This window comes from Roseibium sp. MMSF_3247, from assembly GCF_030733765.1.
Taxonomy (GTDB): Bacteria; Pseudomonadota; Alphaproteobacteria; order Rhizobiales; family Stappiaceae; genus Roseibium.
This window is the reverse complement of the sequence record NZ_JASHII010000003.1, coordinates 438491-463105: the sequence shown is the minus strand read 5'-3', so window position 1 is coordinate 463105 and position 24615 is coordinate 438491. Positions and strand designations below refer to the sequence as shown.

Sequence of the window (24615 nt, the reverse complement as noted above, 5' to 3'; positions counted from 1 at the left end):
ATGACAAGCAAAGTAACCTGTATTTCTCCGATTGACGGATCGGTCTATGCGGAGCGCCCTGTCTTGTCCGCCGACGACGCCCGCGAGGCTGTCGCGCGGGCAAAATCCGCTCAGATCGCCTGGCAAGCACGTCCGCTGGAAGACCGGATCTCTCTTGTTCTCGCCGGAGTTGCCAAGGTCGGTGAGATGAACGACGAGATCGTTCCCGAACTCGCCCATCAGATGGGCCGTCCCGTCCGCTACGGTGGTGAGTTTGGCGGCTTTACAGAGCGTGCCTCTTACATGGCGGAGATTGCTGCCGAGGCACTGGCGCCGATCGAAGTTGCCGATGATGCGGCATTCAAGCGGATGATCAAGCGCGTGCCCCATGGCGTGGTGCTTGTCGTGGCTCCTTGGAATTACCCTTACATGACCGCGATCAATACGGTCGCACCCGCGTTGATCGCAGGGAACTCTGTTGTTCTGAAACATGCCTCCCAGACACTGTTGGTGGGCGAGCGTATGGCGAAGGCTTTCCACGAAGCAGGCGTTCCGGAAGACGTATTCCAGAATGTATTTCTGGATCACGCGACAACCTCTGCGCTGATTGCTGAAAAGTCCTTTGGGTTCGTGAATTTCACGGGCTCAGTAGGGGGCGGTCAGGCGATGGAAAAGGCCGCAGCTGGAACGTTCACCGGCGTTGGCCTTGAGCTCGGCGGCAAAGACCCCGGCTACGTCATGGAAGACGCGGATCTCGATGCAGCGGTCGATACACTGATCGATGGGGCCATGTTCAATGCCGGTCAATGTTGTTGCGGCATTGAGCGGATCTATGTGGTGGAGAGCCTCTATGACGCCTTTGTCGAAAAGGCGGTAAAGATTGTCGAAGGCTACAAGCTCGGCAATCCGCTAAACCCGGAAACGACGCTTGGTCCGATGGCCCATGCCCGTTTCGCGGCAGAAGTCCGTGCCCAGACGCAAGAAGCTATTACAGATGGGGCCAAGGCCCTGATCGATCCTGCAAAGTTCCCGGAAGATGATGGCGGCGCTTACTTGATGCCGCAAATCCTCGTCGATGTGGATCATTCCATGCGCGTTATGCGCGATGAGAGCTTCGGCCCCGTTGTCGGCATCATGAAGGTCAAAGACGATGCGGAAGCTATCCGGCTGATGAACGACAGCAATTTCGGTCTGACAGCATCGCTCTGGACCCGGGATGTCGCCCGCGCGGAAGCCATCGGCGATCAGATCGAGACCGGAACCGTCTTCCTCAATCGTGCAGATTATCTGGATCCGGCGCTGTGCTGGACAGGTTGCAAGGACACTGGCCGCGGCGGCGGTCTGTCCATTATCGGCTATCACAATCTGACACGTCCGAAATCCTATCACCTCAAGAAAGCTCAATAAGATGGTGCTGACTGCCAATTGGTCATATCCAACCGCCATGCGCTTCGGCGCGGGACGTATTTCGGAAATCGCCGATGCCTGTAAGGCGTCCGGTATCTCCAAGCCGCTGCTTGTTACGGACAAAGGTCTGGCAAGCATGGACATCACCACCAAGACCCTGGACCTGCTGGATGCTGCCGGTCTGGGCCGGGGCCTGTTTTCCGAAGTCGACCCGAACCCAACGGATCTGAACGCCGCAGAAGGCGTTAAGGTTTACCAGGATGGTGGTTATGACGGGGTTGTTGCTTTCGGCGGCGGCTCCGGGCTCGATCTTGCTAAGGTGATTGCCTTCATGGCGGGGCAGACCCGTCCGCTTTGGGACTTTGAGGACATTGGCGACTGGTGGACCCGGGCAAATGCCGATGCGATCGCGCCGATCGTCGCTGTTCCAACGACCGCCGGGACCGGATCCGAAGTCGGCCGCGCCAGTATCATCACCAAGGTCGATACGGCGGAAAAGAAAATCATCTTCCATCCGAAGATGCTGCCGTCCGTGGTGATCTGCGATCCGGAACTGACGGTCGGAATGCCGAAGTTCCTGACTGCTGGAACGGGCCTCGATGCTTTTGCCCACTGTGTGGAAGCCTATTCCAGCCCGCACTACCATCCGATGAGCCAGGGCATTGCGCTGGAAGGCATGCGTCTGGTTGTGGACTACCTCCCTCGGGCCTACGCCGATGGCACGGATCTGGAAGCACGCGGACACATGATGTCGGCGGCTGCAATGGGCGCGACCGCGTTCCAGAAGGGCCTCGGAGCCATTCACGCACTCAGCCATCCGATCGGCGCGGTGCACCACACCCACCACGGCACGACCAACGCTGTGTGCATGCCGGCAGTCCTCCAGTTCAACAAATCCGCAATTGCGGACCGGTTCGACACGGCAGCAGGCTATCTCGGTATTTCAGGCGGTTTTGACGGCTTCTGCGCGTTCGTGGATGAGTTCAACGCTTCGATGAACATTCCGAAGACCTTGACCGAGCTCGGCGTCAAGGATCCGAATATCGAGGAACTGACCGCGGCGGCTCTTCGTGACCCGAGCACTGGTGGTAATCCGATCGAGATGACCGCCGAAAACACGCGAGCGCTTTTCGAAGAGATCATGTGATATCAACATAAGCGAACGATCAGCACGTAAAGGGCGCCAACCGGCGCCCTTTTCTATTTTTGAACTTTAGAGAACTTAGTGCCCGCCCATGTCTCCATGCACGGCGACCATGTCGAGCTCTGCCGCCTGCGGCTTGATTGCCGAGAAGCCCTCCCGGAGGCCTTCGTCTGAGAGTTCACGCTGGACGGCGAGGAGCGTGTTGTCGTCGTGCTCTGCGCACATGGAGGCCATGTAGGACAGCTCTTCGGACGCAACGCCCCTTGCTGCCTCGACAGACGGGGCGCCATAGATGTCGACAAAGTGTTGTGCCAGCCGGTCCACCAGTTGGTTGAACTCCGGATCCTCAATCGGAGTAACTGCCACAAAGGTCACCCGGCCGAAGGTTTCCAATCCGAGCCAGCCGTTGACGAAGGCCTGCCTGGCCTTGCCGGTCAGCTCCGCCTCCGTCCAATCCGAGAATTCAAAACCGCCGGATAGGCACCATTCGCCAGTCCTTGCTGGCGAAAAATAAACGTTCTGGTCGCTCTCATCGAGATGGATCGCGCGAGCAAGCTTCATTTTGATCCCTCAAGTTGGGTAGACAGCGGAACAAGCTTTGTTTCACCATCCGTCCGCATCAACATACCGAAAAACTCATCAACGCCAACAAATGTCCCGGTTTCACCGTTGAAATCGATGTCCTCGCCGAGGTTTTTTGCAAGGCCGCGCCATTCTGCATGCACCGGACGAGGACCGTCTTCCTGCCATCGGTTGATCCAGTAAAGCGTGTGGCGAACCCAGCTTTCAAGAAGGCGTTCGGGTTCAACTTCGCCGCAGCCCTCTTCAATCAGAGATGTCCTGTCTGGATCGTTGCCTGGATTTCCCTCAAGGATTTGAACATTGAGCTCCAGGCCAATGATCAGCCAGTCCGGTGTTTCGGCCGGGTCTGTTCCAGACGCGCGTACGCGAAAACGCCCGCAGGTGGCCCCGTTTACCCGAATGCCGCCAGCCCAATCCAGATGAACCGCGACCTCGGGCGGGGCGAGGGCGCCGAGAGCTGCCTGAAATCCTAGTCCGCAGACCGGCAGCATGCTCATCGCTTCTTCCAGCGGAACTTCCGGAGCAAAGATCAGGCTTGCCCGTAATGTGCCACCTCCAAGGTTATAGACAACAGTTCCGGGGTCTGTACCCGCAACAGCAAGGGCTATTGCCCGGTCGAATGGGTCAGCCGTACCGGTGACCGCTTCTCCCTGGAAGAGCGGTGGGAATTGGAGATCGTTCACGCCGAGCTCTCCTGAGCGGCAAGCTGTTCTGTCACTGCTCTCGCCAGCTTCTTGAAGGCTGCCGATTCCGGCGCATCTGGGGCCTTGATCACGGCTGGTGTATCGCCATCTGCCGCAGTGCGGATGTTGAGGTGCAAGGGTATCTCCGCAAGTACTGGAACCCGCAGGTTTGCGGCCTCCTTGGCGACGCCGCCATGACCGAAGATATGCTCCTCGTTTCCGCATTTCGAACAGATATGCGTCGACATGTTCTCCACCATGCCAAGGATCGGCACTTTCATTTCCTGGAACATGTCGATGCCCTTGCGCGCATCCAGCAAGGCAATGTCCTGCGGAGTGGAGACAATCACTGCGCCGTCGACAATGAACTTCTGCGACAATGTCATTTGGACGTCGCCGGTTCCAGGTGGCAGATCGACAATCAGGACATCCAGGGCACCCCATTGAACCTGGGTCATCATCTGTTGCAAAGCGCCCATCAGCATGGGCCCCCGCCAGACAACAGCCTTGTCGCCAGATGTCATCAGGCCGATCGACATCAGTGTCACGCCGTGGTTCCGAAGTGGCAAAATGGTCTGGCCATCGGGTGAAGACGGTCGTCCTTTTATGCCGAGCATTTCCGGTTGTGACGGACCGTAAACGTCCGCATCCAGAAGACCGACCTTTAGACCCTGCGCTGCCAGAGCACAGGCGAGGTTTGAGGCAACAGTCGATTTTCCAACGCCACCCTTACCGGACGCAATCGCGATGATCTTCTTGATGCCCGGCACATGCTGCGGTCCGGAAGTGCCAGGTGCAGCCGGGATCGGTTTGATCGGCTTCAGCTCTCCAGGACCCGCCTGAGGGATTGAGGCAGCAGGTGTTGCCGGTGCTGGCGCGGTGGGTTGGTCAGAGTGCGATGTCAGAATCACTTGCGCAGACGAGCAGTCCGGCAAGGCTTCGAGCCGTTGGACGGCATCTTCCCGGAGCCGTTCCATCTCATCAACACGGGTTTGATCGATCTGAAGGACGAACCGCACAGTCCCATCGGCAACCTTGAGGCCGCGGATCATGCCTGTTGCCGGAAGGTCTTCCCCCGTCACCGGATCCACGATCGCCTTGAGTGTTTCAATAACAGTTTCGCGTGAAAGGGACACGTCTGCCTTACCCCTTGATTTCGCCTTCAACGACATGCTCAAGGCCGAGTTCCTCGATCACGATCACGGCCTTTACGTTGAAGCTTTTGCCCTCCGGTGCGCCAGCTTCGCGAACTGCGTTTTCAATGGCTTGTTGGGATGTGACCCCGACCTGTTTCAGGAATTTGCGCATGGACATGTTAAAGTCGTCGTTCATTTGGACCTCCCCGTTGTTTTGACATGCATTGACGTATCGGCATTTTCGCTTCTACGCTTACAGACTGATGTCAGCTGCGTGAAGGAGGAGCGCGTGGCCTGCCGGAAACTATTGATATTCGTGTTTGCGTGCATCTGGATGAGCGCGTCTTTTAATGCTGTGCGCTCTGCGGAGCCGTTTCGGCTCAGCGTGCCGCAAGATCTCAACGACAGCGATTTCCTGAAATACCTGCTGCCCCGATTTTCCTTGAAAACGAATACGCGGATCGAACTGGTTTCGCCTGAGGATCCAGCCGAAGTGCGGCTATTGGATGAGGAAGGCGGAACACCAGTATTCGAAGGATTGGACCGCACATGGTACGCATCTGTCGAACAGGAAACGGGCGGTACCAAAAGATTTATGGACTGGCTTACCGGCGATGTCGGCCGGCGGACCATTAATGGTTTTCCGGCTAAGGATGGCTTTGCGTTTACCGCTGCAGCTCCTATCGCAAAGGAAGTTGACGACGGACTGATCGCCGGAGATGCGGGAAAAGGCGAAAAGCTCGCCGTGGTGCATTGCGGGCGGTGCCACCGGGTTAATGCCGCAACGCGCATGGCGGGCATCGGCTCTACCCCGTCGTTCGCGATTCTCCGAACGCTCGCCGACTGGAAGCCGCGATTCGAGGCGTTTTTCGCGCTCAATCCGCATCCGTCATTTACGCTGATCGAAGACGTAACGGAGCCGTTCGATGAAACACGGCCGCCGCCCATTGTTCCGGTCGAAATGACGCTGGACGATCTGGATGCCATCCTCGCCTTTGTCTCACGCATCCCGCCGGCCGATTTGGGCGCGCCGCTCCAGTACCAGTGATCCTGATCAGGCACGGTCAATGGTCGCGCCTGATATAATCGTCGGTGGTTCGAACCCGCGGGCGTTCGTTGGATCCAAACGGATTGTTCTCGCTGTGGTAAGCCGCATTGACCCGGCAATCGTCACACATCTGAATCATCCGGGCGGCCCCGCCATCTTTGAACATGGAATGCTTGCCTGCCAGCTGCCCCATGATCCGTTCGACTGTTGAGCGAACCCCAAACGGTTTGCCGCATTCGATGCACTCAAACGGTTCTTCCTCTTTCAGCACAATCGGTGTCAAAGCCGCGTCGGTCAAGTTCAGCTGGGGAACCAGGGAAAGAGCGATTTCCGGGCAGATGTTTGTGCAAATGCCGCATTGCAAGCAGGCGTCTTCCTGGAAGCGAAGTTGCGGTTGATCAGGGTTTTCCTTAAGGGCACCAGATGGGCATAAGGACACGCAAGAAAGGCACAATGTGCAAGCGTCTTCGTTTATGGCAACGGCGCCGTAGGGGGCTCCGGCAGGAAGTTCCAGCACGGCGTCCGGTGCATTCAAGGTCTTCGCGGCAAGGCGCGTCACCTGTCGGCGGGATCCAAGCGGAAGGATTGGGGCCTCGTTTGCTGTCCGTTCCGCCTCTTCATAGAGCGCGGCTTCCAAATCATCCGGATCCGTTGGTTCGAGCAATCGTATCTGGTTGTTTCCGGAGATGGAGTTTGCGAGATCGACCTGAAAGGCGAGACCATCCTGTTCTGTCTGGGGTGACACTAGGATGTCGACTGCTGAAAATCCACACCCCAGGGCTGCTAGAGCCTCTGCGTGGCCGAAAGCGGCCAATGCCGATACTTCAAGCGGAATAACGTCAGTCGGCAGGCCTTTGCCGTATCGGGCCGACAGTTTGATGATTTCAAGACCGTAGGCCGCATCATGGACCAGCAGGCGTGGAGGCTCGTTTGACGCCTTTCGCCAGGTCGTTGAAAGCGTCTCAATCCGCTTGAAGACATGTTGCGGTGTCGGCGCGTCATAGGAAACAGCGCCGGACGGACACACCGCTGAACACATCCCGCATCCTGCGCAAACCATCGGGTCGATGGTGATGTGATCCCCAGCGGGAGTAATTGCACCGGTTGGGCAAAGGTTCAGGCAGCGGTTGCAGCCGGTTTTCTGTGCTCTGGAGTGCGCACAAAGGTCTTCGTTGACCTTTACGTAGATTGGTTTTTCAAACGTCCCGATGAGTTGAGAAGCTTCCAGGATAACCTTCGAATAAGCATCCTTGTTGCCGGGATCCGCGCGAAGATACCCCTCGCGCTTATCAGCGGCGGGAAACAACGGTGCATCCCTGCGCAGGTCTACGATGATGTCACACGCGCTCTGGCCGCCGCCTTTCGGTTCTGTCCAGTTGAATGCGCCCCGGCCACCTGGAATGCGTTCCTGCAGAGCATCGAAAGCGACTTGAAATCCGCCGAGGGCACCGGTTGCCGATTTGATGTGACCGCGCACGACATCAAAGCGGCGATCGTCAGTAACCGGTAACTCGACATCGGGGGTGACCAGAACAGTCACACTCAGTGTGTCACAAAGAAGCTTGGCCGCATCAAACGCGATGTCCGGTTCACCAAGTAGCAGGCAAGTTCCTTCGGAGGAAACGTCGACGACGCGCTCACCTGGGTCCGGCAACATGGCCTCAGCAATGAGCGCCGCCATTTTTGCCGTTGGTTCAACATCGTTCGAGGTCCACCCCGCTCGGTCGCGGATATCGATAAAATGCGGGTCATTAACTTCAAGATCTTGCGCGAGCTCTTCGAAAAACGTTCGTTCTTGAGCGCAGGCAATGACGACGTCGCCGCTCTGTAACTCTGATTCGGCCGCTGCAGCTTCCGTGTGACACAGGGCTGTGTGGACTTTCGAGCAAGCCAGCCCAGTATATTTTTCAATCTCTTCTGCGTTAATCGACTGGCTTTTCAAGCAGTCGCACAGCAGCAGCTTCGCATCTGTCATCGAGCGCGCGTCCTCTCCCCCATGATGCCATTTCAGCGTCTCCCGCGCAGGAAATTGGCTCAACAGTTTCTAATCAAGGGCGAAGGTGTCTTTCCGTCAAGTGGCCTTTGTAAGGACTTGAAATTTCCAAATGTTGCGTCAGCATGGGCAAAAATAAAATTTCCGGCCGGACCGGATATCTGGAGGATGCGCGCCTGTGAATACGGAAAGAAGCCGTTCGATGCCGGTTGGCGTTGTCGTGCGCCGCTTGCCCGGCGTGACGCGCTGGCAGAAATGGTCGTGGCGTGCTGTATCGCTTTTGCCAGGCGCAGGTGATGCAGACTGGCAAGTGCTGCGCAAGGAAGGAGACGCAGTTGAGTACCATGCGGCCACCCTTCCGCTTGAGCTGCACCGCGCCGAAACCGAGGCCTATCTCACCGCGCTCTCTGACAAAACGCCCTCGCTTTATGTCGTGATGCGGCCCGCCGAAGAGCTGGACCGGGACGTCCCCATGGAGGTGATGCTGATCACTGCGTCAGCTTACGAAGGGCAAGACTATGCGGATACGAGCGACGTTCTCGTTGAAAAGGTTCCGATGCCGCCGGGCCTGATCGCATGGGTGCGAGAGTTTGCCGAGACCCATCATGAGGACGAAATCTTTATCAAGCGCCGTCGGGATAAAAAGCGGGTCGATCTGCAAGAAGAAGGAATTGGCGACCCCCGCATTCGCCAGATGACGGATGTCTACCGCTCTCCGCGGCGCAAGCCAAAGGACACTTTGCAATGACCGGCGATGAAAAAGCGGGGATGGATTTCTGGTCGCGGCGAAAAGCGGCAGTGCAGCGGTCCGAAGAGCTGGAACGTGTTCAGGTAGAAGAAGCGGTGGTCGCAAAGGAACGGGCGGAGCTTGAAACCAAAAGCGATGCTGAGATCCTTGAAGAACTCAACCTTCCGGACCCCGATACGCTCACCGAAAAAGATGACTTTAGCCAATTTTTGTCAGCTGCGGTTCCTGAGCGGCTTAAGCGGCGTGCGCTGCGCAGGCTCTGGGGCCTCAATCCGGTTCTCGCCAACCTGGATGGCTTGGTTGATTACGCAGATGACTTCACTGATGCCGCAACAGTCGTCTCTAACCTCCAGACCGTCTATCAGGTCGGTAAAGGGATGGTGGAACGGTTTGTAGAAGGCGAGGAAGACGAGATCGCCGAAGAGGTGGCAGAAGCGATCGTCGAGCCAGACGAAGCAAATCAAAGAATTGCTGCAGTGCAAGATGATGAAAATACTGCAGAGCAGCATAATTGTGGCGAAAATGAAGAAGCACTTGTGCAATTGACGCAAGGAGAAGCGTTGTTGCAAGATATGCCAATACGTGACGAGTTTGAGTCTTCGGCGGGTGATACAACCAATGTCGAGGCAGAGCCGCCTCAACGCCCTCGCCGAATGAGGTTCGACTATTCGTGAATATCGAACCCGACTTGTGGGAGCTAAACTCTTTGCGTTTGAGGGAGGTGACGGCGCATGGCCGCTGTTGTTACGGAATATGTGATCGACCCGGAAGACCAGGCGAGAGCAGACTTATATAATTTTTTGGGGGTATTGCTGGCAAAGCCGGCGGACAACGACCTCCTTAAGCAAATTGCTGCGCTTTCGGGCGACGACACCCCGCTGGGCACGATCCTCAAAACCCTTGCAAAACTTGCTTCGGTGACATCGGAACAGGATGCCGAGCGCGAATTCAACGCGTTGTTCATCGGCCTTGGACGCGGCGAGCTCTTGCCCTACGCGAGCCATTACCTGACAGGATTTTTGAATGAAAAGCCTCTTGCAAACCTGCGGCAAGAGATGGCTGAGCGCGGTATACAGCGCGCAGAGGGCAAAAAAGAGCCAGAGGACAACATCGCATCGCTAATGGAAATCATGGGCGGGCTGATCGTTGGACGCTTCGGTAAGGTCACTTCGGTCGCAGACCAGAAGTCCTTTTTCAACGCACATGTAGGCCCTTGGGCCGTGCATTTCTTCAGTGACTTGGAGGCCTCAAGGACGTCGGTCCTTTACTCGGCCGTCGGGTCGCTCGGGCGGCAGTTTATGGAGATCGAAGCAGAAGCATTCGAGATGCTGCCCAATTAGATCTTTCGGCATGACGCGATGCCGGGAAATCTAAAATTCACGTTGGCAATTAAGGCGGCGCCGCCGCCTGGAATGAGAGGAGGATTGCAACGATGAAACGACCCGAAGAGTCGGGCGCAGGCCTTGAGGCCGGACGCCGTGACTTTCTGAAACTGGCGGCCATTTCGGCCCCGGCCGCAGCTGCTGTGGTCGCGACGGGAACAGCTGCGCAAGCCGCTGAGCCGGATCTTGCTTCTGAGAAGATGCAAGATACCGTGCACACCCGCGCCTATTACGACAGCGCCCGGTTCTAACTGGACCCTGTGAACACACCGGCCGATGGTTGCGTGACGCCCGATGGCCGGTTCACTGACACACCCAGCCGTACCCAAATAGGGTATCAGCAAGGTAGGGCAAAATGCTTAGGAAAAAGACCAATGGGGTTGCGCGACGCCCCCAAGGTGCAAGTATCCTTAGAGACACTGCACATAAATCTGTAGACCGCCGGACATTCCTTAAGGGTTCCGGTGTCGCAGCTGGCGGATTGGCCGCCATTTCCGCCATGGGCGGTTCTGTAACACAAGCCAAAGCACAAGCTGGCGCCGGTGCCGTGAAGAACGTGAAAACGGTCTGCACACACTGCTCCGTCGGTTGTACAGTTGTGGCTGAAGTTTCCAACGGGGTCTGGGTCGGCCAGGAACCGGGTTGGGACAGCCCATTCAACCTCGGTGCGCACTGCGCCAAGGGTGCTGCTGTTCGTGAGCATGCGCACGGCGAACGCCGCCTGAAATATCCGATGAAAAAGGAAGGCGGCGAGTGGAAGAAGATCAGCTGGGAGCAGGCGATCAACGAGATCGGCGACCAGATGATGCAAATCCGCGAGGAAAGCGGTCCGGACAGTGTTTATTGGCTCGGTTCGGCCAAGCACAACAATGAGCAGGCTTATCTGTTCCGGAAATTCGCGGCCTACTGGGGAACCAACAACGTTGACCACCAGGCTCGTATTTGTCACTCGACAACGGTCGCCGGCGTAGCAAACACATGGGGCTACGGCGCCATGACAAACAGCTACAACGACATCCACAATTCCCGTGCGATCTTCATCATTGGCGGTAACCCGGCTGAGGCGCACCCTGTGTCTTTGCTGCACGTCTTGCGCGCCAAGGAGCAGAACAACGCACCGCTGATCGTTTGTGATCCGCGTTTCACCCGTACCGCTGCTCATGCAGACGAGTATGTCCGTTTCCGTCCAGGTTCGGACGTGGCGCTCATCTGGGGCATCCTCTGGCATATCTTCGACAATGGCTGGGAGGACAAAGAGTTCATCCGGACCCGTGTCTGGGGCATGGACCAGATCAAGGAAGAGGTCGCTAGGTGGACGCCGGACGAAGTCGAGCGTGTCACCGGCACTCCGGGCAGCCAGTTGAAACGCGTGGCGCGGACGCTTGCAAACAACCGTCCAGGCACCGTGATCTGGTGCATGGGTGGAACACAGCACACCAACGGTAACAACAACACGCGCGCTTACTGCGTGCTGCAGTTGGCTCTTGGCAACATGGGCACAACCGGTGGCGGAACCAACATTTTCCGAGGCCACGACAACGTCCAGGGTGCAACCGACCTTGGCGTTCTGTCCCACACCCTGCCGGGCTACTACGGCCTGAGTGCAGGTGCTTGGGGGCACTGGTCCCGTGTCTGGGGCGAGGATCTTGATTGGCTGAAGGGGCAGTTCGCAAAGACGACCGGCGCTGACGGCAAAGAAAAGAACCTCATGAACCTTACCGGTATTCCGGTCAGCCGCTGGATCGACGGGGTTCTGGAAGATCCGGCGAACACCGATCAGCCGGCCGAAGTTCGGGCCATGGTGCTTTGGGGCCACGCTCCAAACTCCCAGACCCGCATGACGGAAATGAAAACCGCGATGGAGAAACTGGATACGCTGGTCGTCATTGACCCGTTCCCGACCGTCTCTGCCGTACTTCATGACCGGACGGATGGTGTCTATCTACTCCCGGCAACGACCCAGTTCGAAACCTATGGATCTGTCACCGCCTCAAACCGCTCCATCCAGTGGCGCGACCAGGTGATTGAGCCGTTGTTCGAATCCAAGACCGACCACGAAATCATTGGCCTGTTTGCCAAGAAGTTCGGTTTCCATGACCGAATCTTCCGCAACATTGCCCTTGAGGATGACGGCATCACGCCGAACATCGAGGATACAACCCGCGAGTTTAACCGTGGTATGTGGACGGTCGGCTACACTGGTCAGTCTCCAGAGCGGATCAAGCTGCACATGGCCAACCAGCACACGTTCGACAGGACGACGCTGCAGGCAAATGGCGGTCCCGCGGATGGCGACTACTACGGTATGCCGTGGCCGTGCTGGGGTACTGCAGAAATGAAACACCCGGGCACGCCGAACCTTTACGACATGTCCAAGCCGGTCGCCGAAGGCGGTCTCAGCTTCCGGGCACGTTTCGGTGTCGAGCGTGATGGTCAGAACCTTCTGGCCGAAGGTGTCTCCAATCCGGGTGCGGAAATTCAGGACGGCTATCCGGAATTCACCATGCAGATGCTGATGGATCTTGGATGGGACGGTGACCTGACCGATGAAGAGCGTGCAGCGATTGATGCCGTCGCCGGACCGAAAACCAACTGGAAGACCGACCTTTCCGGCGGCATCCAGCGGGTGGCCATCAAGCATGGCTGCTCACCGTTCGGCAACGCGAAGGCTCGTGCTGTTGTATGGACCTTCCCGGACCCGGTTCCGCTTCACCGCGAGCCACTCTACACCAATCGCAGGGATCTCGTGGCGGATTACCCGACCTACGAAGACCGCAAGTTCTATCGTCTGCCGACGCTTTACGCGTCGATCCAGAAGCAGGACTTCTCCCGCGACTACCCGATCATCCTGACCTCCGGTCGTCTGGTCGAGTATGAAGGCGGTGGTGATGAGACACGGTCGAACCCGTGGCTTGCCGAACTTCAGCAGGACATGTTCGTCGAAATCAATCCACGTGATGCCAACAACATTGGTATTCGGGACGGCGCGCAGGTCTGGGTCGAAGGTCCGGAAGGCGGCAAGGTCAAGGTCATGGCAATGGTGACCGAGCGGGTCGGCGAAGGCGTTGCCTTCATGCCGTTCCACTTCGGTGGTCATTATCAAGGCGAAGACCAGCGGTCGAAATATCCAAAAGGGGCCGACCCGTATGTTCTCGGCGAGAGCACGAATACGGCTCAAACCTACGGCTACGACTCCGTTACCCAGATGCAGGAGACCAAAGCCACTCTCTGCAAGATCTCGGCAGCGTAAGGAGGAAACGCAATGGCACTTGGTGGACAAGCGAGGGCTAAGTTCCTCTGTGACGCTGAGCGTTGCATTGAATGCAATGCCTGTGTGACCGCCTGTAAAAACGAGCATGAGGTGCCGTGGGGCATCAACCGCCGCCGGGTTGTGACCATCAATGATGGTAAGCCGGGGGAACGGTCGATCTCCGTTGCCTGCATGCACTGTTCGGACGCACCATGTATGGCGGTGTGCCCGGTCGACTGCTTCTACCAGAACGAAGAAGGTGTGGTCCTTCACTCGAAAGACCTCTGCATTGGCTGCGGCTATTGCTTCTATGCCTGTCCGTTCGGCGCACCGCAGTTCCCGCAAGCGGGCAACTTCGGATCGCGCGGCAAGATGGACAAGTGTACCTTCTGTGCTGGTGGCCCTGAAGAGAACCATTCCACAGCGGAATTCGCGAAATACGGCCGCAACCGTATTGCGGAAGGCAAGCTGCCGATCTGCGCGGAAATGTGTTCGACCAAAGCTCTGCTCGCAGGTGATGGCGACGTTGTCGCCAACATCTACCGTGAGCGTGTGGTCGCCCGCGGCTTCGGCTCCGGCGCCTGGGGCTGGGGCTCTGCATACGGCCAAAACGGCGGCTAAGGATACGTTGGTCAATGCCGGCTCAGATGCACTCTGGGCCGGCCGATCAAACGCCCTTCTGACAAAAGAAAAAAGAGTGGGGCGGCTGTTTGCCGCCCCACCTGTCTCTACGGGAACAATTGGGTGAGGAACCAGAGATGAACCGCTTCGTGCTGGCATTTGCCGTACTGTTTGCTTTCATGATGCAAGCCTTTGCGCAGGACACAGCGGCACCAAGCGCTGACGTCGATCGCTCCGCGACAGGCGGCGCACAAACTCTGGAAGACATCCTGAAACGCCAGCGCGGCGAGAAGGTCGATTATGACTTCCGCAGGAACGCGACCGGCGATCCGGATTCAGCTGCAAGCATGAGTTCTCAACTCGGGACGCTCGGCGGGGCATCCGACCCGGAGCTTTGGCGGGCACTGCGTTATGGGTCTGCCGATGTAACCGTTTCATCTGGCGGGCAAGTGGCATCCGTTCTCATGCAAGACGGCGGCATGCGGTGGCTGTTGTTCCGCCAGGGGCCGCTCGCCACCTACGGCGGCTATCTTCTGCTCGGAACTCTCGGGTTTCTGGCACTGTTCTATTTGCTTCGCGGCCGGATCCGTATCGATGGTGAGAAAACCGGCCGGACAATCACCCGGTTCAAGGCGGTCGAGCGGTTTGGCCACTGGCTACTCGCCGGCTCGTTCATCCTGCTTGGCATCACCGGTCTGATCACCTTGTTCGGCCGGATGGCCATTATCCCGCTGATCGGCCACGACGCATTTGCCCCGATCGCGCAGGCCTCGAAATGGATCCACAACAACGTGTCCTGGGCATTCATGATCGCCTTGGTGATGGTGTTTGTGATGTGGGTGGTCCACAATATCCCCAACAAGACTGATCTGAAATGGATTGCAGTTGGGGGCGGGCTCCTCAAAAAAGGTGTGCACCCACCGGCCAAGAAATTCAATTTCGGTCAGAAGATGATTTTCTGGAGCGTCATTGTTCTGGGTGCGTCTATTTCCGCGTCCGGTATTTCACTGCTTTTCCCGTTTGAATATCCAATGTTTGCGGCGACATTCAACGTGCTGAACTCTACGGGCTTGCCACAACTCATTGGATTTGGAGACTTGCCGACCCAGCTCGCGCCGCATGAGGAAATGCAGTACGCCCAGCTTTGGCACTCCATTGTCGCATTCCTGATGATGGCGATCATTCTGGCTCACATCTACATTGGATCGGTTGGCATGGAAGGTGCCTACGACGCCATGGGGTCCGGAGAGGTCGAGCTGCAGTGGGCGAAGGAGCACCACGGACTTTGGGTTGCGGAAGTCGAAGCCGCCGAAAAAGACCGGGAAGCCAAAAACGCTGTTCCTGCTGAATAGTCGTTCAGGCGATCAGTTCGATGTGCGCGTCACTCATCCAAAGGTCATTCGCGGCGGTTGGGAAAAAAACCGTCGTGGCAGTTGCGATTTACGTGTGCTGTTCGCTTTGGCCTGTTTCCCCATCTTTGGCGACCGAGTTTCAGACCCTTAAAGGGCACGGTGGCCCGGTTATGGATATTGCGGTGGAACCCGAGACCGGTGCTGTCGCAACCGCCAGTTTCGACAATTCTGTCGGGCTTTGGTCAGGGCGAGACCCGACTTGGCTCGACGGGCATGAAGCAGCTGTGAAGGTTGTCCAGTTCATAGATACCGATCGGCTTGTGTCAGCGGGCGACGACAATGATCTGATCCTCTGGGACCGTGTTGCAGGAACACAACAAAGACTGGAAGGCCATACCGCCAAAGTTCAGGGGCTTGCCGTTTCGCCGGACAAGAGCCTCATTGCCAGCGCCAGCTGGGACGCTCGGGTCGGGCTCTGGCCGGTTGACGGAGGTGAGCCGATTTTCCTGAGTGGGCACAATGCGGGCGTTAATGCGGTTGCTTTTACTAAAGACGGCAAATCTCTCTATTCGGCCTCTATGGATGGTTCGATAATTCTCTGGGATGTTGAAGAACGCACTGAAAAGCGGGTTGTCGATCGCAACGGGTTCGGTATCAACGTCTTGAGGCTGGGGGGGGCGGCAGACGGACCCGAGACGTGGCTTGCTTACGGCGCACAAGACGGCGTGACCCGGATCCTCGATCTTGAAACAGGCGACCGGCTGTACGAGTTTTCACTCGAACGTCGGCCAATCTTAGGGCTCGATGTCAGCCCCGATGGTACACGGCTCGCAACAGGGGATGGTCAAGGTTACATCACAGTGTTCGAGACGGGGGCTTGGGGGATAGAGACCGATTTTCGCGCCGCGCTCAAAGGTCCCATCTGGGCCTTGGCTTTCTCAAATGACGGGTCGGTTCTGCATGCTGCCGGCATTGAGAGTATTGTGTATTCTTGGCCGGTTGCCGACCTTTCCAGTTTTGATCCAATGGCAACGGAAACACCCGAGTTCTTGCGCAAACCAGAAGAAATGTCCAACGGTGAGCGGCAGTTCGCGCGCAAGTGCTCCATTTGCCATTCGGTGACCGATGATGGTGTGCGGCGGGCAGGGCCGACGCTCTACAAGTTGTTCGGGCGAAAGGCCGGCGCCCTGCCGGATTACAGCTATTCTGCAACCCTGGACGGATCTGATATCATCTGGTCAGAAGAGACGATAGACCAATTGTTTCTGGACGGTCCGGACCATTATATTCCTGGCTCCAAAATGCCGATGCAGGTCATTGCCTTGCCGGAAGACCGGAAAGATCTAGTTGACTACTTAAAGGTGGCAACCGCGCCAGAAGAAGCGGAGGGAGGACAACAATGAAAGCCATGCTGACGGCCTTTGCGGCCCTTATTGTGCTGACCATCGGAGCAAGCCAGGTATTGGATCGGGCAGGGTTCTCAAGCGCTGAGCAGGGCAGCAGCTCGTCAGTCCGACTTGGAGACTGAGGCGAGGGGCACCTAAAGGCCGGTTTCAGACGCGTGACTTCCGGTCGAAAACCGCGTGCTCGCCCAGGGACGGGGTTTCGTCTCCGTTCGCAAGCTTTTTATAAAACCCGAACAGCGTGTCTTTTCCGAACGAAGGCGTGGCGTCGGCGTCATACTGTCCGGTCTTCGGATTGATTACCAGCATGGATTCAGTTGCATAATAACGGCCGATGCGGGCCAGCTCCGCCTTGTCCCGGTATTTCGGCCCAAACCGGCCGGCAAACTCAAGTGCTCTGATAATCCAGTCCATCAGTGCAACAGGTACCTTGCGGAACCGCGGCTCCAGCCCAAAGCTTTGAAACAAGTACGTGCCCTGTGCCCGGGGCGTGATCGCCTCACCCGGGCCGCCAATCGGCAGGACCTTGTTTTTCATCGCCGGGTTCTCCAAGCAGTCGGCAATGAAGGCCGCGACATCATGATCGCTGATCGGCTTGCAGGACGTCAGCGTTCCATCCCCAAAGATGAGGAATGGTTTGCCGGCTTTCACACGTTCCACTTGCCCGGAGAGTGACTTGAAGAAAGCGGTAGGCCGAAGGATCGAATAGGGCAGGCCTGACGCTTGGAGCTCCGCTTCGAATGCGAGTTTGGCGTGCTGAAATGCAAGTCTCGGTTTTTGTACGCATATTGCCGATAACAAAATGAAATGCGGCTTCCCGGTTTCTCTCGCGATTTGAAGGATTTCACTGTTCGCCTGATGATCGATTTTCCAGGCGTCGTCGGGAATACCTGTTCGAGAGGACAGGCAGGAAATCACAGCGTCGAACTGATCGCCCCGGAAAGCATCCTGGCGGATCGACTTTGGATTGGTGACATAACCAGTTCGAACAACCGTCTCTGGCGCGACACGTTGTATCTTTGCAGCTGTCTGTGGCCGGACGAAACAAACGACGTAATGACCTTGGCTCAGCAACTCGGTCAGCGTGGCGCGTCCGATGGTTCCGGTTGCGCCAAACAACAGTATTCGTTTCGCTCTCACGCCCCCGTTCGGCTCAATTGGGTTCGTAGAGCCTTTCGTCTCTGGACCCCGGGCCTCCACGGTCTGTCTCCTTTCGCATGTTTCTGCAGTCAAGCTGCCCGGAAGCGGGTGATAATGTCAATTCTGCGTAGGGACTATGGTTTCGGATCTCTTCAGCACTGCGGTGCAATTTTGCGTATCTTTACGGCTTAGCTTGAACCGGATCCGGCATTCGGGAAGAATAGCTGCTGCCCGTCCACCTGATAGTCTGCGATTGCCGCCTGGCCTTCTGGCGAGAGAAGCCAGTCAATAAACCTTTGTGCCATGTCAGCCTTGACGTGCGGATGTGCTTCGGGGTTCACCAGAATGACACCATACTGGTTGAACATCTTGGCATCTCCCTCAACAACGATTTGATGCGTGCCTTTGTTGCCAAAGGCGATCCAGGTTGCTCGGTCGGTCATCACGTAAGCGCCCATACCGGTTCCTGTATTAAGGGTTGCCCCCATACCGGAGCCGGTTTCGCGATACCAGGTTCCGGAGGCTTCTAACGGATCGATCTCTGCGCTCTTCCAAAGCCGGAGCTCTGCTTTGTGGGTGCCGCTGTCATCCCCGCGGGACGCAAAGATGGATTTGCTTGAGGCGATCTTGGTGAGCGCTTCAGCCACATTGTTGGTGCCGGCGATGCCAGCCGGATCATCTGCCGGACCAACAATGACAAAGTCGTTGTACATAACATCGGCGCGGGAGACGCCCAATCCGTCAGCCACGAATTTTTCTTCCGATGGTTTGGAATGCACAAACAGAACATCGCCGTCGCCATTTGCCGCGTTGCGGATGGCTTGTCCGGTCCCGACAGCAACCACGCGGACGTCAATGCCTGTCTTGGCGGTGAACTTCGGTAGCAAGTCGTCGAACAGGCCGGAGTTCTGGGTCGAGGTGGTTGATTGAACGATGATAAACGGGTTTTCCGCCTGAGCGGATTGAAGGAGGCCGGTTGTGAGAAACGCGGCAGCAATGATTTTCAAAAAAGCTCGTCTGATCATGTTTTCCTCCAAAAGTGCTTTTGTTTTAACTCTTTACGAAAAGCTGTCCGTCCCGAAGAGCACGTGCAGGCGCGCTTTGTGGGATCTTTAACACCCGTTGCGCAGGGCCGGTTTCAGCGATTTCTCCATCTTGCAGGAAAATCAATTCCTGCCCCAGGCGGCTCGCCTGTCCTGCATCGTGGGTCACAAGTACGATGGTGATACCGTTTGCATTCGCTTCCAGGATGAGCTGCTCAATAGCGGCAGTGGAGGCCGGATCGAGGCTTGCCGTCGGCTCATCCAGAAACAGAATATCCGGTTGGCAAGCGAGCGCGCGGACGGTGGCAAGGCGCTGCTGTTCGCCGCCTGACAGGACGCGGGCAGGACGGTTCGCAAGATGGCTTAGCCCGGCCGCCGCCAAGGCTTTCTGGATCAAGCCATTGCGTTTTTCACCCTTTTCTCCGCGAACCCCAAGCGCGAAATTCAGGTTTGCCTTTGCAGACCGCCGGAGTAGCACAGGCCGCTGGAAGACCATGGCCTGGTCTTGCCGGGCGGCTTTGTCCAGCGCGTGGCCCCGCCACAAGACGTCACCGTGTGTCGGCGAAATCAGGCCGTGCATCAGTCGCAGAAGCAGGCTTTTGCCGGCGCCGTTCGGCCCCATGATTACTGTGCGCGAACCGCGACGTATCTGGAGGTCAACATCAGTGAGCAAGCGGTGCCCATTGGTTTCAAATCCGAGCCCGCGGGTCTCAAGCAGGATCTCTCGGGTATCGGGCAATGCAGAAATGGATGGAGTGGACGGGGTGTCTTGCACAAGATTACGCATAAGCAGCCCTCACAGCGGATGCGCGCAGGGTCATGACAAGAGCATTGACCGCAAACGCAATCGCCAGAAGGATCACCCCGAGCGCCAAAGCAAGCTCAAGATTGCCCTTGGAAGTTTCCAGAGCAATCGTTGTGGTCATGACCCGAGTGACATGGTTGATGTTGCCGCCGACAATGATCACTGCGCCAACTTCAGCGACTGCGCGGCCAAACCCGGCTAACGCAACGGTGAGCAGGCTGTAACGAGCATCCCAAAGGAGTGCCATGACGCGGTCGAATGGTCCGACGCCGAGCGAAGTAAATTGCTCGCCATATTCCTGGTAGAGGTCCTCCACCACCTGCTTCGTCAATGCCGCAACGATTGGGGTCACCAGAACCGTCTGGGCGATGATCATGGCAGTTGGGGTGTAGAGGAGTCCCAGTGGTCCGAGCGGCCCAGAGGCCGACAACATGAGGTATACCAAAAGCCCGACGACGACAGGTGGTAGTCCCATCAAGGCATTGAGGACAATCGACAATAAGGTTCGGCCGGGGAACCGGAAGGCGCCTGCGATTGCACCGAGTGGAAAGCCGATCAGGCATGCGATTGCGACAGCACTCAAGGTGACCTGCATTGACAGGCCAACAATCTCCATGAGGTCTGGATCAAACGCGAAAACAAGGCCAACGGCACTTGCCAGCACGTTCCAGAAACTGTCCATATGCGCTTTTCCTCCCACCTTTTCGGAGAAAATAACACAAAAAACATAAAAGCGCATAGCTCGAAATTGTTGCCGGCCGGAGCGCGACAGCCATTCAATGCCGCTTTTGTCAAAAAAGAGCCCTGCTTCGGACAAAGCAGGGCTCTAAGGTTGGCCGGATTAGGTAAAGCGGTCCGGCCAAAGGGATACCTTTCAATCGGAGCCGGAGCCTTCTTCGTAGGTCCAGCGGTAATGCGGTGGGGTCGGACCTTTGTTGCGTCCGCCTTGTTCGGACTGTTCCCACGCGTGCGCCAGGATGCCGACAGATCGGGACAATCCGAAGAAGCCACGGGCAAGGGGAGCTGGACAGCCAAGTTCGGCATAAATCACTGCGGTCGCGCCATCAATGTTCATTGGCACCGGCTTGCCGCGTTCACTAGCCAGATGCGTCTCGATGGCTCGACCGATCTGAGCGTATGCCCCGGAGACCTCACCAGTGGCTGCGGCTTCATCGACCAGCCCGAGCAGGCGCGGTGCCCTTGGGTCGACAGGTTTGTGGAAGCGATGTCCAAAGCCTGGAATGAAACGCCCGTTAGCTTGCCGCCAGGTATCAAGCGTTGTGCCGAGTTCATCAAGTCCGGCGGTCTCTATCGCCCGGTAAAGCTCCACTGCCTGTTCGCCCGCGCCGCCGTGAACGTCACCGAGCATATTGAGACCCGTCGCCATGGCCGATTGCAGACCGATGCCACAGGTCGTCGCCATCCGTGCTGCCGCGATAGACGGGGCTTGAGGTCCATGATCAACGGCGGCAACGAGCGCCGCTTCAAAAAGGCTGGCTCGTTGCCCGGATATTTCCTTGCCGGTGACCATCAGCCAGATCATCTGGGCAAAACCCTGGTTACCGATCAGGTCTTCGACCGGGTGTCCGCGAAGAGCGATGCGACCGGGTTCCATGTCAATGATCGAGGTGCGCCACCAATCGGCGACATCTGTGTTCTCGCTCACACCACGTTCTCCTTGCGCAAGGTCTCAATGTCTTCTGCAGCGTATCCAAGTGCCGTCAAAATACGGTCGGTGTCCGCACCGAGGGCCGGAGGCGGGGTGTCCACAGATGGGCGTGTGCCGTCAATCATGGCGCCAATCCGTAAGAGATCGATGGGTTTTCCAATCCCCGGCGTTTCATCGAAGCGTGCCAGAAAATCGCGGTCCCTGATCTGGGGATGGTCAAGAACTTCAGGCACGCTCAGGACCGCGCCAGCAGGCACGCCCAGCTTGTTGAGCTCGCGTGCCCATTCCCGCGCAGGCCTTGTGGTGAGAACGGTTTCCAATTCTGCCTTAAGCCGTAGCCTGTTGCATTTCCGGTCTTCCCGGGAGGCAAAATCAGCGTGTCCAACAAGGTCTTCCCGGCCAAGGTGTTTGGCCAGAAGGTCCCACTGCTCGTCCTTGTTGGCTGCAATGTTAATCAAGCCGTCCGAGCATTGAAACGCACCGGATGGCGCAGACGTTGGATTTTCATTGCCATTGGGCGTTGGGGCAACGCCGCCGATCAGATGATTTGAGACGACCCAGCCCATGGTGGCCAGAACCGACTCCAGCATGGATACATCAATGAAAGCACCGCGCTTTTCGGCATTGAGCGCACCGCAAATCGCCATGGCTGCTGTCAGACCACCCACAGTATCTGCCAGCGGATACCCTACGCGCAAAGGAGCACTGTCAGCATCGCCGGTGATCGACATGACGCCCGAAGCCCCTTGGACAATCTGATCATAGGCGGGGCGGTGAGCCCAGGGCCCATCTTGCCCGAACCCGGAGATTGCACAGTAGATAAGATGCGGAGCCTCCGCTTTCAGAACTTCATAACCGAGCCCCAGACGATCCATGACCCCCGGGCGAAAGTTCTCCACGAGCACATCCGCTCCGGCAACAAGGCGCTTCAAAACGTCTTTACCGCGCGGGTCCTTGAGATTGAGGGTGAGGGATTTCTTGCCGGCATTCTGGGCAAGGAAGCTGATGCCCATGCCCTTTGCCGAGAGGTCCGGATCTGCGCCGAGATTGCGCGCAAGATCGCCCCGCCCAACGGCTTCAACCTTTATGACTTCTGCGCCGAGATGGGCCAGCTGGTGGCAGGCAAAAGGCCCAGCAAGCACATTCGTCAGGTCGAGAACCCGGATTCCATCAAGGGGTTTTGTCATATCCGGGTCCTCGTTTCGTTTCGTCTCAATCGCCGTCGGCCACGCCTTCTGCCCGCGCACGCGCCCGGCGGGCACGATAGCTCGGCAGGACAACTAGGATGACGGCCAGGACCAAGAGACCCATCGTCATTGGCCGCTCAAGGATGAAGCCGATGCCGTCATAAAGCTGCATGGAACGGGAGAAATTGTCCTCCAGCATCCGGCCCAAGATGAAACCGATCAGCAGCGGCGCCAGCGGGTAGTCGGCGAAGCGGAGGACGGTCGCGCAAATCCCGAAGCCCACTAGGATCAGAAGTTCGGTCGAATTGTTCTGCCCGATGTAAGCGCCCATCAAGGTGAAGAACAAAATGAAGGGGATCAGGAAGTTGCGCGGGACCGCGAGGATCTTCGCAATATACGGAATCAACGGCAGGTTCAGGATCAGCAGGATCACGTTGCCGAGATACATGGAGATAATCACCGCCCAAAAGATTTCCGGCTGGTCGACCATCAAACGTGGCCCTGGAGATACGTTGAGGGCGATCAGTGCACCAAGCAAAATGGCCGTTGTGCCGGATCCGGGAATACCAAGTGTGAGGAGCGGTACGAAGGAACCTGTGCAGGCGGCGTTGTTGGCACTTTCCGGCGCTGCCAGACCTTTGACGGAGCCTTTGCCGAACTGCTCTTGTTCTTCCTTCGTTGCGATGTTGCGCTCCACCGCGTAGCCGAGGAAAGACGCAATCGTTGCACCAGCACCTGGCAGGACGCCGATCAGGAACCCCTGGATGGACTGGCGTCCAATAACCGGAGTGATGGCCTTGGCTTCTTCTTTGGTGATCCTGAGATCCTTGATCTCGTTGTTGCCGCTCTCGGTTTTGGAACGGTTCGGATCGAGAACGAGGTAGAGGGCTTCGGGCAGCGCAAACATCGCCATCGCGAGCGTGATGAAGCCGAAGCCGGATTGCAGGTCCATCAAACCCATGGTGAAGCGGGGCATGTTGAAGAGCGCACCTTCACCGACCGTCGCCATGATGACCCCAAGGATGGTCATCAAAAGTGCCTTGATAACCTGGCCAGTTCCGGCAAAGGCTGCGATCGCAGAAAGACCGACGACCATCAGCGCGAAATATTCGGCCGAATGGAATAGAAGTGCGACGGTTGCGAGAGCCGGAGCGAAAATCATCAGAAGAACCGCACCGATGGAGCCGCCTGCAAACGACGAGATGGCTGCAACGGTCAATGCCTTGCCGGCCTTGCCCTGCCTTGCAAGGGGATAGCCATCGAAACTCGTCGCAACGGTCGAGGCCACGCCGGGCGCATTGATGAGGATAGAAGACGTCGAGCCGCCGAAAATCGCCCCGTAGTAAACACCGGCAAGCAGAATGAGGGCGGCAGATGGATCGCCAATTGAAATGGCAACCGGGATCATGATGGCTATGATCGACATCGGCCCCAGGCCCGGGAGCATGCCAATGAATGTGCCGATCAAACAGCCGCCGACAACCATCAGCAAATTGGTGACAGAAAAGGCTGTGCTCAGCCCGATCAGGATTCCTTCGAGCATGTCAGCCTCCGTTAGCCATGAAGACGGGCATCGGGCTCAGGAAGATCCCGAGGACCCGATCGACCAGATACCAGACGACACCTGCCGCGATTGCGGATGCGAGCGCCATGACAATGTACTTGCGCTCGCCGAGGATAAACGACCCTAAGAACAAGAAGCCGAACGTGGAAAGCAGGAAACCTGCCGGCCGTAGGAGCAGAGCATAAGCAACCATCAACCCCAGCAAGGCGATTGCCTGTCCGAGTTTGTAATCGGTCAATCGCCGATAGTTGATTTCGCTCGGCTTCGGTTCGCCGCTGCTCTTCTCAAATCCAAGCAAGATCAGCAAAGAGCATATGATCGCCATGACCGAGAGGATTTTGGGAAAGGTCGACGGCCAGATCGGATTGCGCCGCATGAAAGGCGCGAGCGCCTCATCCATCGTAAAGAATGCCGCATAGCCATATGCGAGACAGATCAACAAAATGATCATGGCGATCCATCGATCGAGCGCCATGGCC

At 57.3% G+C, this 24615-nt stretch carries 25 protein-coding genes; 12 read left to right on the top strand and 13 right to left on the bottom strand.

What is annotated here, in order from left to right:
• Both RBB44_RS12520 and RBB44_RS12515 read left to right on the top strand, forming a co-directional pair.
• Positions 1-1386: an aldehyde dehydrogenase family protein gene (locus RBB44_RS12520; protein ID WP_306147686.1), complete on the top strand. Its 1386-nt coding sequence runs from the start codon at positions 1-3 to the stop codon at positions 1384-1386.
• A 1-nt stretch (position 1387) separates the two neighbouring features.
• Positions 1388-2533: an iron-containing alcohol dehydrogenase gene (locus tag RBB44_RS12515; RefSeq protein WP_306147685.1), complete on the top strand. Its 1146-nt coding sequence runs from the start codon at positions 1388-1390 to the stop codon at positions 2531-2533.
• Between the two features lie 75 nt (positions 2534-2608).
• Here the strand turns inward: RBB44_RS12515 and RBB44_RS12510 are convergent, their stop codons facing one another.
• Genes RBB44_RS12510 through RBB44_RS12495 form a run of 4 tightly spaced genes read right to left on the bottom strand, consistent with a single transcriptional unit; the run spans position 2609 to position 5127 of the window.
• The gene (locus tag RBB44_RS12510; protein ID WP_306147684.1) at positions 2609-3091 is read right to left on the bottom strand and encodes a DUF6505 family protein; all 483 of its coding nucleotides are present in this window, start codon (positions 3089-3091) and stop codon (positions 2609-2611) included.
• Positions 3088-3795 carry a biotin/lipoate--protein ligase family protein gene (locus RBB44_RS12505; protein WP_306147683.1) on the bottom strand — a complete coding sequence of 236 codons (708 nt, stop codon included), beginning with the start codon at positions 3793-3795 and terminating at the stop codon, positions 3088-3090. The genes RBB44_RS12510 and RBB44_RS12505 overlap by 4 nt, the downstream gene beginning before the upstream one ends.
• The gene (locus tag RBB44_RS12500; RefSeq protein ID WP_306147682.1) at positions 3792-4931 is read right to left on the bottom strand and encodes an Mrp/NBP35 family ATP-binding protein; all 1140 of its coding nucleotides are present in this window, start codon (positions 4929-4931) and stop codon (positions 3792-3794) included. Before RBB44_RS12500 ends, RBB44_RS12505 begins: the two co-directional genes overlap by 4 nt.
• Positions 4932-4938: 7 nt before the next feature.
• The gene (locus RBB44_RS12495) at positions 4939-5127 is read right to left on the bottom strand and encodes a DUF6494 family protein (protein ID WP_008193496.1); all 189 of its coding nucleotides are present in this window, start codon (positions 5125-5127) and stop codon (positions 4939-4941) included.
• A 138-nt stretch (positions 5128-5265) separates the two neighbouring features.
• On the opposite strand from RBB44_RS12495, the gene RBB44_RS12490 reads away from it, so the two are divergent.
• The gene (locus RBB44_RS12490; RefSeq protein ID WP_306147681.1) at positions 5266-5979 is read left to right on the top strand and encodes a cytochrome c; all 714 of its coding nucleotides are present in this window, start codon (positions 5266-5268) and stop codon (positions 5977-5979) included.
• Between the two features lie 16 nt (positions 5980-5995).
• Here the strand turns inward: RBB44_RS12490 and RBB44_RS12485 are convergent, their stop codons facing one another.
• On the bottom strand, positions 5996-7954 hold the full coding sequence (locus RBB44_RS12485) for a 4Fe-4S binding protein (RefSeq protein WP_306147680.1): 1959 nt from the start codon (positions 7952-7954) through the stop codon (positions 5996-5998).
• A gap of 220 nt (positions 7955-8174) precedes the next feature.
• On the opposite strand from RBB44_RS12485, the gene RBB44_RS12480 reads away from it, so the two are divergent.
• The 9 genes from RBB44_RS12480 to RBB44_RS12440 all read left to right on the top strand — a co-directional run bounded on the left by RBB44_RS12480 (position 8175) and on the right by RBB44_RS12440 (position 16853).
• On the top strand, positions 8175-8720 hold the full coding sequence (locus tag RBB44_RS12480) for a DUF3305 domain-containing protein (protein WP_133951682.1): 546 nt from the start codon (positions 8175-8177) through the stop codon (positions 8718-8720).
• A complete protein-coding gene (locus RBB44_RS12475) occupies positions 8717-9394 on the top strand; it encodes a DUF3306 domain-containing protein (protein WP_306147679.1) in 678 nt (225 codons plus the stop codon). The genes RBB44_RS12480 and RBB44_RS12475 overlap by 4 nt, the downstream gene beginning before the upstream one ends.
• Positions 9395-9451: 57 nt before the next feature.
• Positions 9452-10060 carry a molecular chaperone gene (locus RBB44_RS12470; protein ID WP_306147678.1) on the top strand — a complete coding sequence of 203 codons (609 nt, stop codon included), beginning with the start codon at positions 9452-9454 and terminating at the stop codon, positions 10058-10060.
• A 92-nt stretch (positions 10061-10152) separates the two neighbouring features.
• Positions 10153-10353 carry a twin-arginine translocation pathway signal protein gene (locus RBB44_RS12465; RefSeq protein ID WP_306147677.1) on the top strand — a complete coding sequence of 67 codons (201 nt, stop codon included), beginning with the start codon at positions 10153-10155 and terminating at the stop codon, positions 10351-10353.
• Positions 10354-10457: 104 nt separating this feature from the next.
• On the top strand, positions 10458-13352 hold the full coding sequence (locus RBB44_RS12460) for a molybdopterin-dependent oxidoreductase (protein ID WP_133951686.1): 2895 nt from the start codon (positions 10458-10460) through the stop codon (positions 13350-13352).
• Positions 13353-13364: 12 nt separating this feature from the next.
• Complete coding sequence (fdh3B, locus tag RBB44_RS12455) at positions 13365-13973, top strand: formate dehydrogenase FDH3 subunit beta (RefSeq protein WP_040450988.1); 609 nt, start codon at positions 13365-13367, stop codon at positions 13971-13973.
• Positions 13974-14110: 137 nt separating this feature from the next.
• Positions 14111-15325, top strand: a complete 1215-nt coding sequence (locus RBB44_RS12450) for a formate dehydrogenase subunit gamma (RefSeq protein WP_306147676.1) — start codon at positions 14111-14113, stop codon at positions 15323-15325.
• 74 nt (positions 15326-15399) lie between these two features.
• Complete coding sequence (locus RBB44_RS12445) at positions 15400-16728, top strand: c-type cytochrome (RefSeq protein WP_306147675.1); 1329 nt, start codon at positions 15400-15402, stop codon at positions 16726-16728.
• Positions 16725-16853 carry a hypothetical protein gene (locus tag RBB44_RS12440; protein ID WP_008194840.1) on the top strand — a complete coding sequence of 43 codons (129 nt, stop codon included), beginning with the start codon at positions 16725-16727 and terminating at the stop codon, positions 16851-16853. Before RBB44_RS12445 ends, RBB44_RS12440 begins: the two co-directional genes overlap by 4 nt.
• A gap of 25 nt (positions 16854-16878) precedes the next feature.
• On the opposite strand, the gene RBB44_RS12435 is transcribed toward RBB44_RS12440, so the two are convergent.
• The 8 genes from RBB44_RS12435 to RBB44_RS12400 all read right to left on the bottom strand — a co-directional run bounded on the left by RBB44_RS12435 (position 16879) and on the right by RBB44_RS12400 (position 24611).
• A complete protein-coding gene (locus RBB44_RS12435; protein WP_306147877.1) occupies positions 16879-17847 on the bottom strand; it encodes an NAD(P)H-binding protein in 969 nt (322 codons plus the stop codon).
• A 209-nt stretch (positions 17848-18056) separates the two neighbouring features.
• Positions 18057-18893: a substrate-binding domain-containing protein gene (locus RBB44_RS12430; protein WP_306147674.1), complete on the bottom strand. Its 837-nt coding sequence runs from the start codon at positions 18891-18893 to the stop codon at positions 18057-18059.
• Positions 18894-18918: 25 nt separating this feature from the next.
• Positions 18919-19698, bottom strand: a complete 780-nt coding sequence (locus RBB44_RS12425; protein ID WP_306147673.1) for an ATP-binding cassette domain-containing protein — start codon at positions 19696-19698, stop codon at positions 18919-18921.
• Complete coding sequence (locus RBB44_RS12420; protein ID WP_306147672.1) at positions 19691-20398, bottom strand: ABC transporter permease; 708 nt, start codon at positions 20396-20398, stop codon at positions 19691-19693. The genes RBB44_RS12425 and RBB44_RS12420 overlap by 8 nt, the downstream gene beginning before the upstream one ends.
• Before the next feature lie 192 nt (positions 20399-20590).
• Complete coding sequence (locus tag RBB44_RS12415) at positions 20591-21382, bottom strand: citryl-CoA lyase (RefSeq protein ID WP_306147671.1); 792 nt, start codon at positions 21380-21382, stop codon at positions 20591-20593.
• Complete coding sequence (locus tag RBB44_RS12410; protein WP_306147670.1) at positions 21379-22572, bottom strand: CaiB/BaiF CoA-transferase family protein; 1194 nt, start codon at positions 22570-22572, stop codon at positions 21379-21381. Before RBB44_RS12410 ends, RBB44_RS12415 begins: the two co-directional genes overlap by 4 nt.
• A gap of 25 nt (positions 22573-22597) precedes the next feature.
• Positions 22598-24115 carry a tripartite tricarboxylate transporter permease gene (locus tag RBB44_RS12405; RefSeq protein ID WP_209174684.1) on the bottom strand — a complete coding sequence of 506 codons (1518 nt, stop codon included), beginning with the start codon at positions 24113-24115 and terminating at the stop codon, positions 22598-22600.
• Position 24116: 1 nt separating this feature from the next.
• Positions 24117-24611, bottom strand: coding sequence for a tripartite tricarboxylate transporter TctB family protein (locus tag RBB44_RS12400; protein WP_306147669.1), 495 nt, complete (start codon positions 24609-24611; stop codon positions 24117-24119).
• Positions 24612-24615: the final 4 nt, after the last annotated feature.

Bases quoted from the DNA above. Each gene is read 5' to 3' on its own strand.
- RBB44_RS12520 (WP_306147686.1), top strand. From the start codon at position 1: ATGACAAGCAAAGTAACCTGTATTTCTCCGATTGACGGATCGGTCTAT.
- RBB44_RS12515 (WP_306147685.1), top strand. From the start codon at position 1,388: ATGGTGCTGACTGCCAATTGGTCATATCCAACCGCCATGCGCTTCGGC.
- RBB44_RS12510 (WP_306147684.1), bottom strand. From the start codon at position 3,091: ATGAAGCTTGCTCGCGCGATCCATCTCGATGAGAGCGACCAGAACGTT.
- RBB44_RS12495 (WP_008193496.1), bottom strand. From the start codon at position 5,127: ATGAACGACGACTTTAACATGTCCATGCGCAAATTCCTGAAACAGGTC.
- RBB44_RS12490 (WP_306147681.1), top strand. From the start codon at position 5,266: ATGAGCGCGTCTTTTAATGCTGTGCGCTCTGCGGAGCCGTTTCGGCTC.
- RBB44_RS12485 (WP_306147680.1), bottom strand. From the start codon at position 7,954: ATGACAGATGCGAAGCTGCTGCTGTGCGACTGCTTGAAAAGCCAGTCG.
- RBB44_RS12480 (WP_133951682.1), top strand. From the start codon at position 8,175: ATGCCGGTTGGCGTTGTCGTGCGCCGCTTGCCCGGCGTGACGCGCTGG.
- RBB44_RS12475 (WP_306147679.1), top strand. From the start codon at position 8,717: ATGACCGGCGATGAAAAAGCGGGGATGGATTTCTGGTCGCGGCGAAAA.
- RBB44_RS12470 (WP_306147678.1), top strand. From the start codon at position 9,452: ATGGCCGCTGTTGTTACGGAATATGTGATCGACCCGGAAGACCAGGCG.
- RBB44_RS12465 (WP_306147677.1), top strand. From the start codon at position 10,153: ATGAAACGACCCGAAGAGTCGGGCGCAGGCCTTGAGGCCGGACGCCGT.
- RBB44_RS12460 (WP_133951686.1), top strand. From the start codon at position 10,458: ATGCTTAGGAAAAAGACCAATGGGGTTGCGCGACGCCCCCAAGGTGCA.
- fdh3B (WP_040450988.1), top strand. From the start codon at position 13,365: ATGGCACTTGGTGGACAAGCGAGGGCTAAGTTCCTCTGTGACGCTGAG.
- RBB44_RS12450 (WP_306147676.1), top strand. From the start codon at position 14,111: ATGAACCGCTTCGTGCTGGCATTTGCCGTACTGTTTGCTTTCATGATG.
- RBB44_RS12440 (WP_008194840.1), top strand. From the start codon at position 16,725: ATGAAAGCCATGCTGACGGCCTTTGCGGCCCTTATTGTGCTGACCATC.
- RBB44_RS12430 (WP_306147674.1), bottom strand. From the start codon at position 18,893: ATGATCAGACGAGCTTTTTTGAAAATCATTGCTGCCGCGTTTCTCACA.
- RBB44_RS12425 (WP_306147673.1), bottom strand. From the start codon at position 19,698: ATGCGTAATCTTGTGCAAGACACCCCGTCCACTCCATCCATTTCTGCA.
- RBB44_RS12420 (WP_306147672.1), bottom strand. From the start codon at position 20,398: ATGGACAGTTTCTGGAACGTGCTGGCAAGTGCCGTTGGCCTTGTTTTC.
- RBB44_RS12410 (WP_306147670.1), bottom strand. From the start codon at position 22,572: ATGACAAAACCCCTTGATGGAATCCGGGTTCTCGACCTGACGAATGTG.
- RBB44_RS12405 (WP_209174684.1), bottom strand. From the start codon at position 24,115: ATGCTCGAAGGAATCCTGATCGGGCTGAGCACAGCCTTTTCTGTCACC.
- RBB44_RS12400 (WP_306147669.1), bottom strand. From the start codon at position 24,611: ATGGCGCTCGATCGATGGATCGCCATGATCATTTTGTTGATCTGTCTC.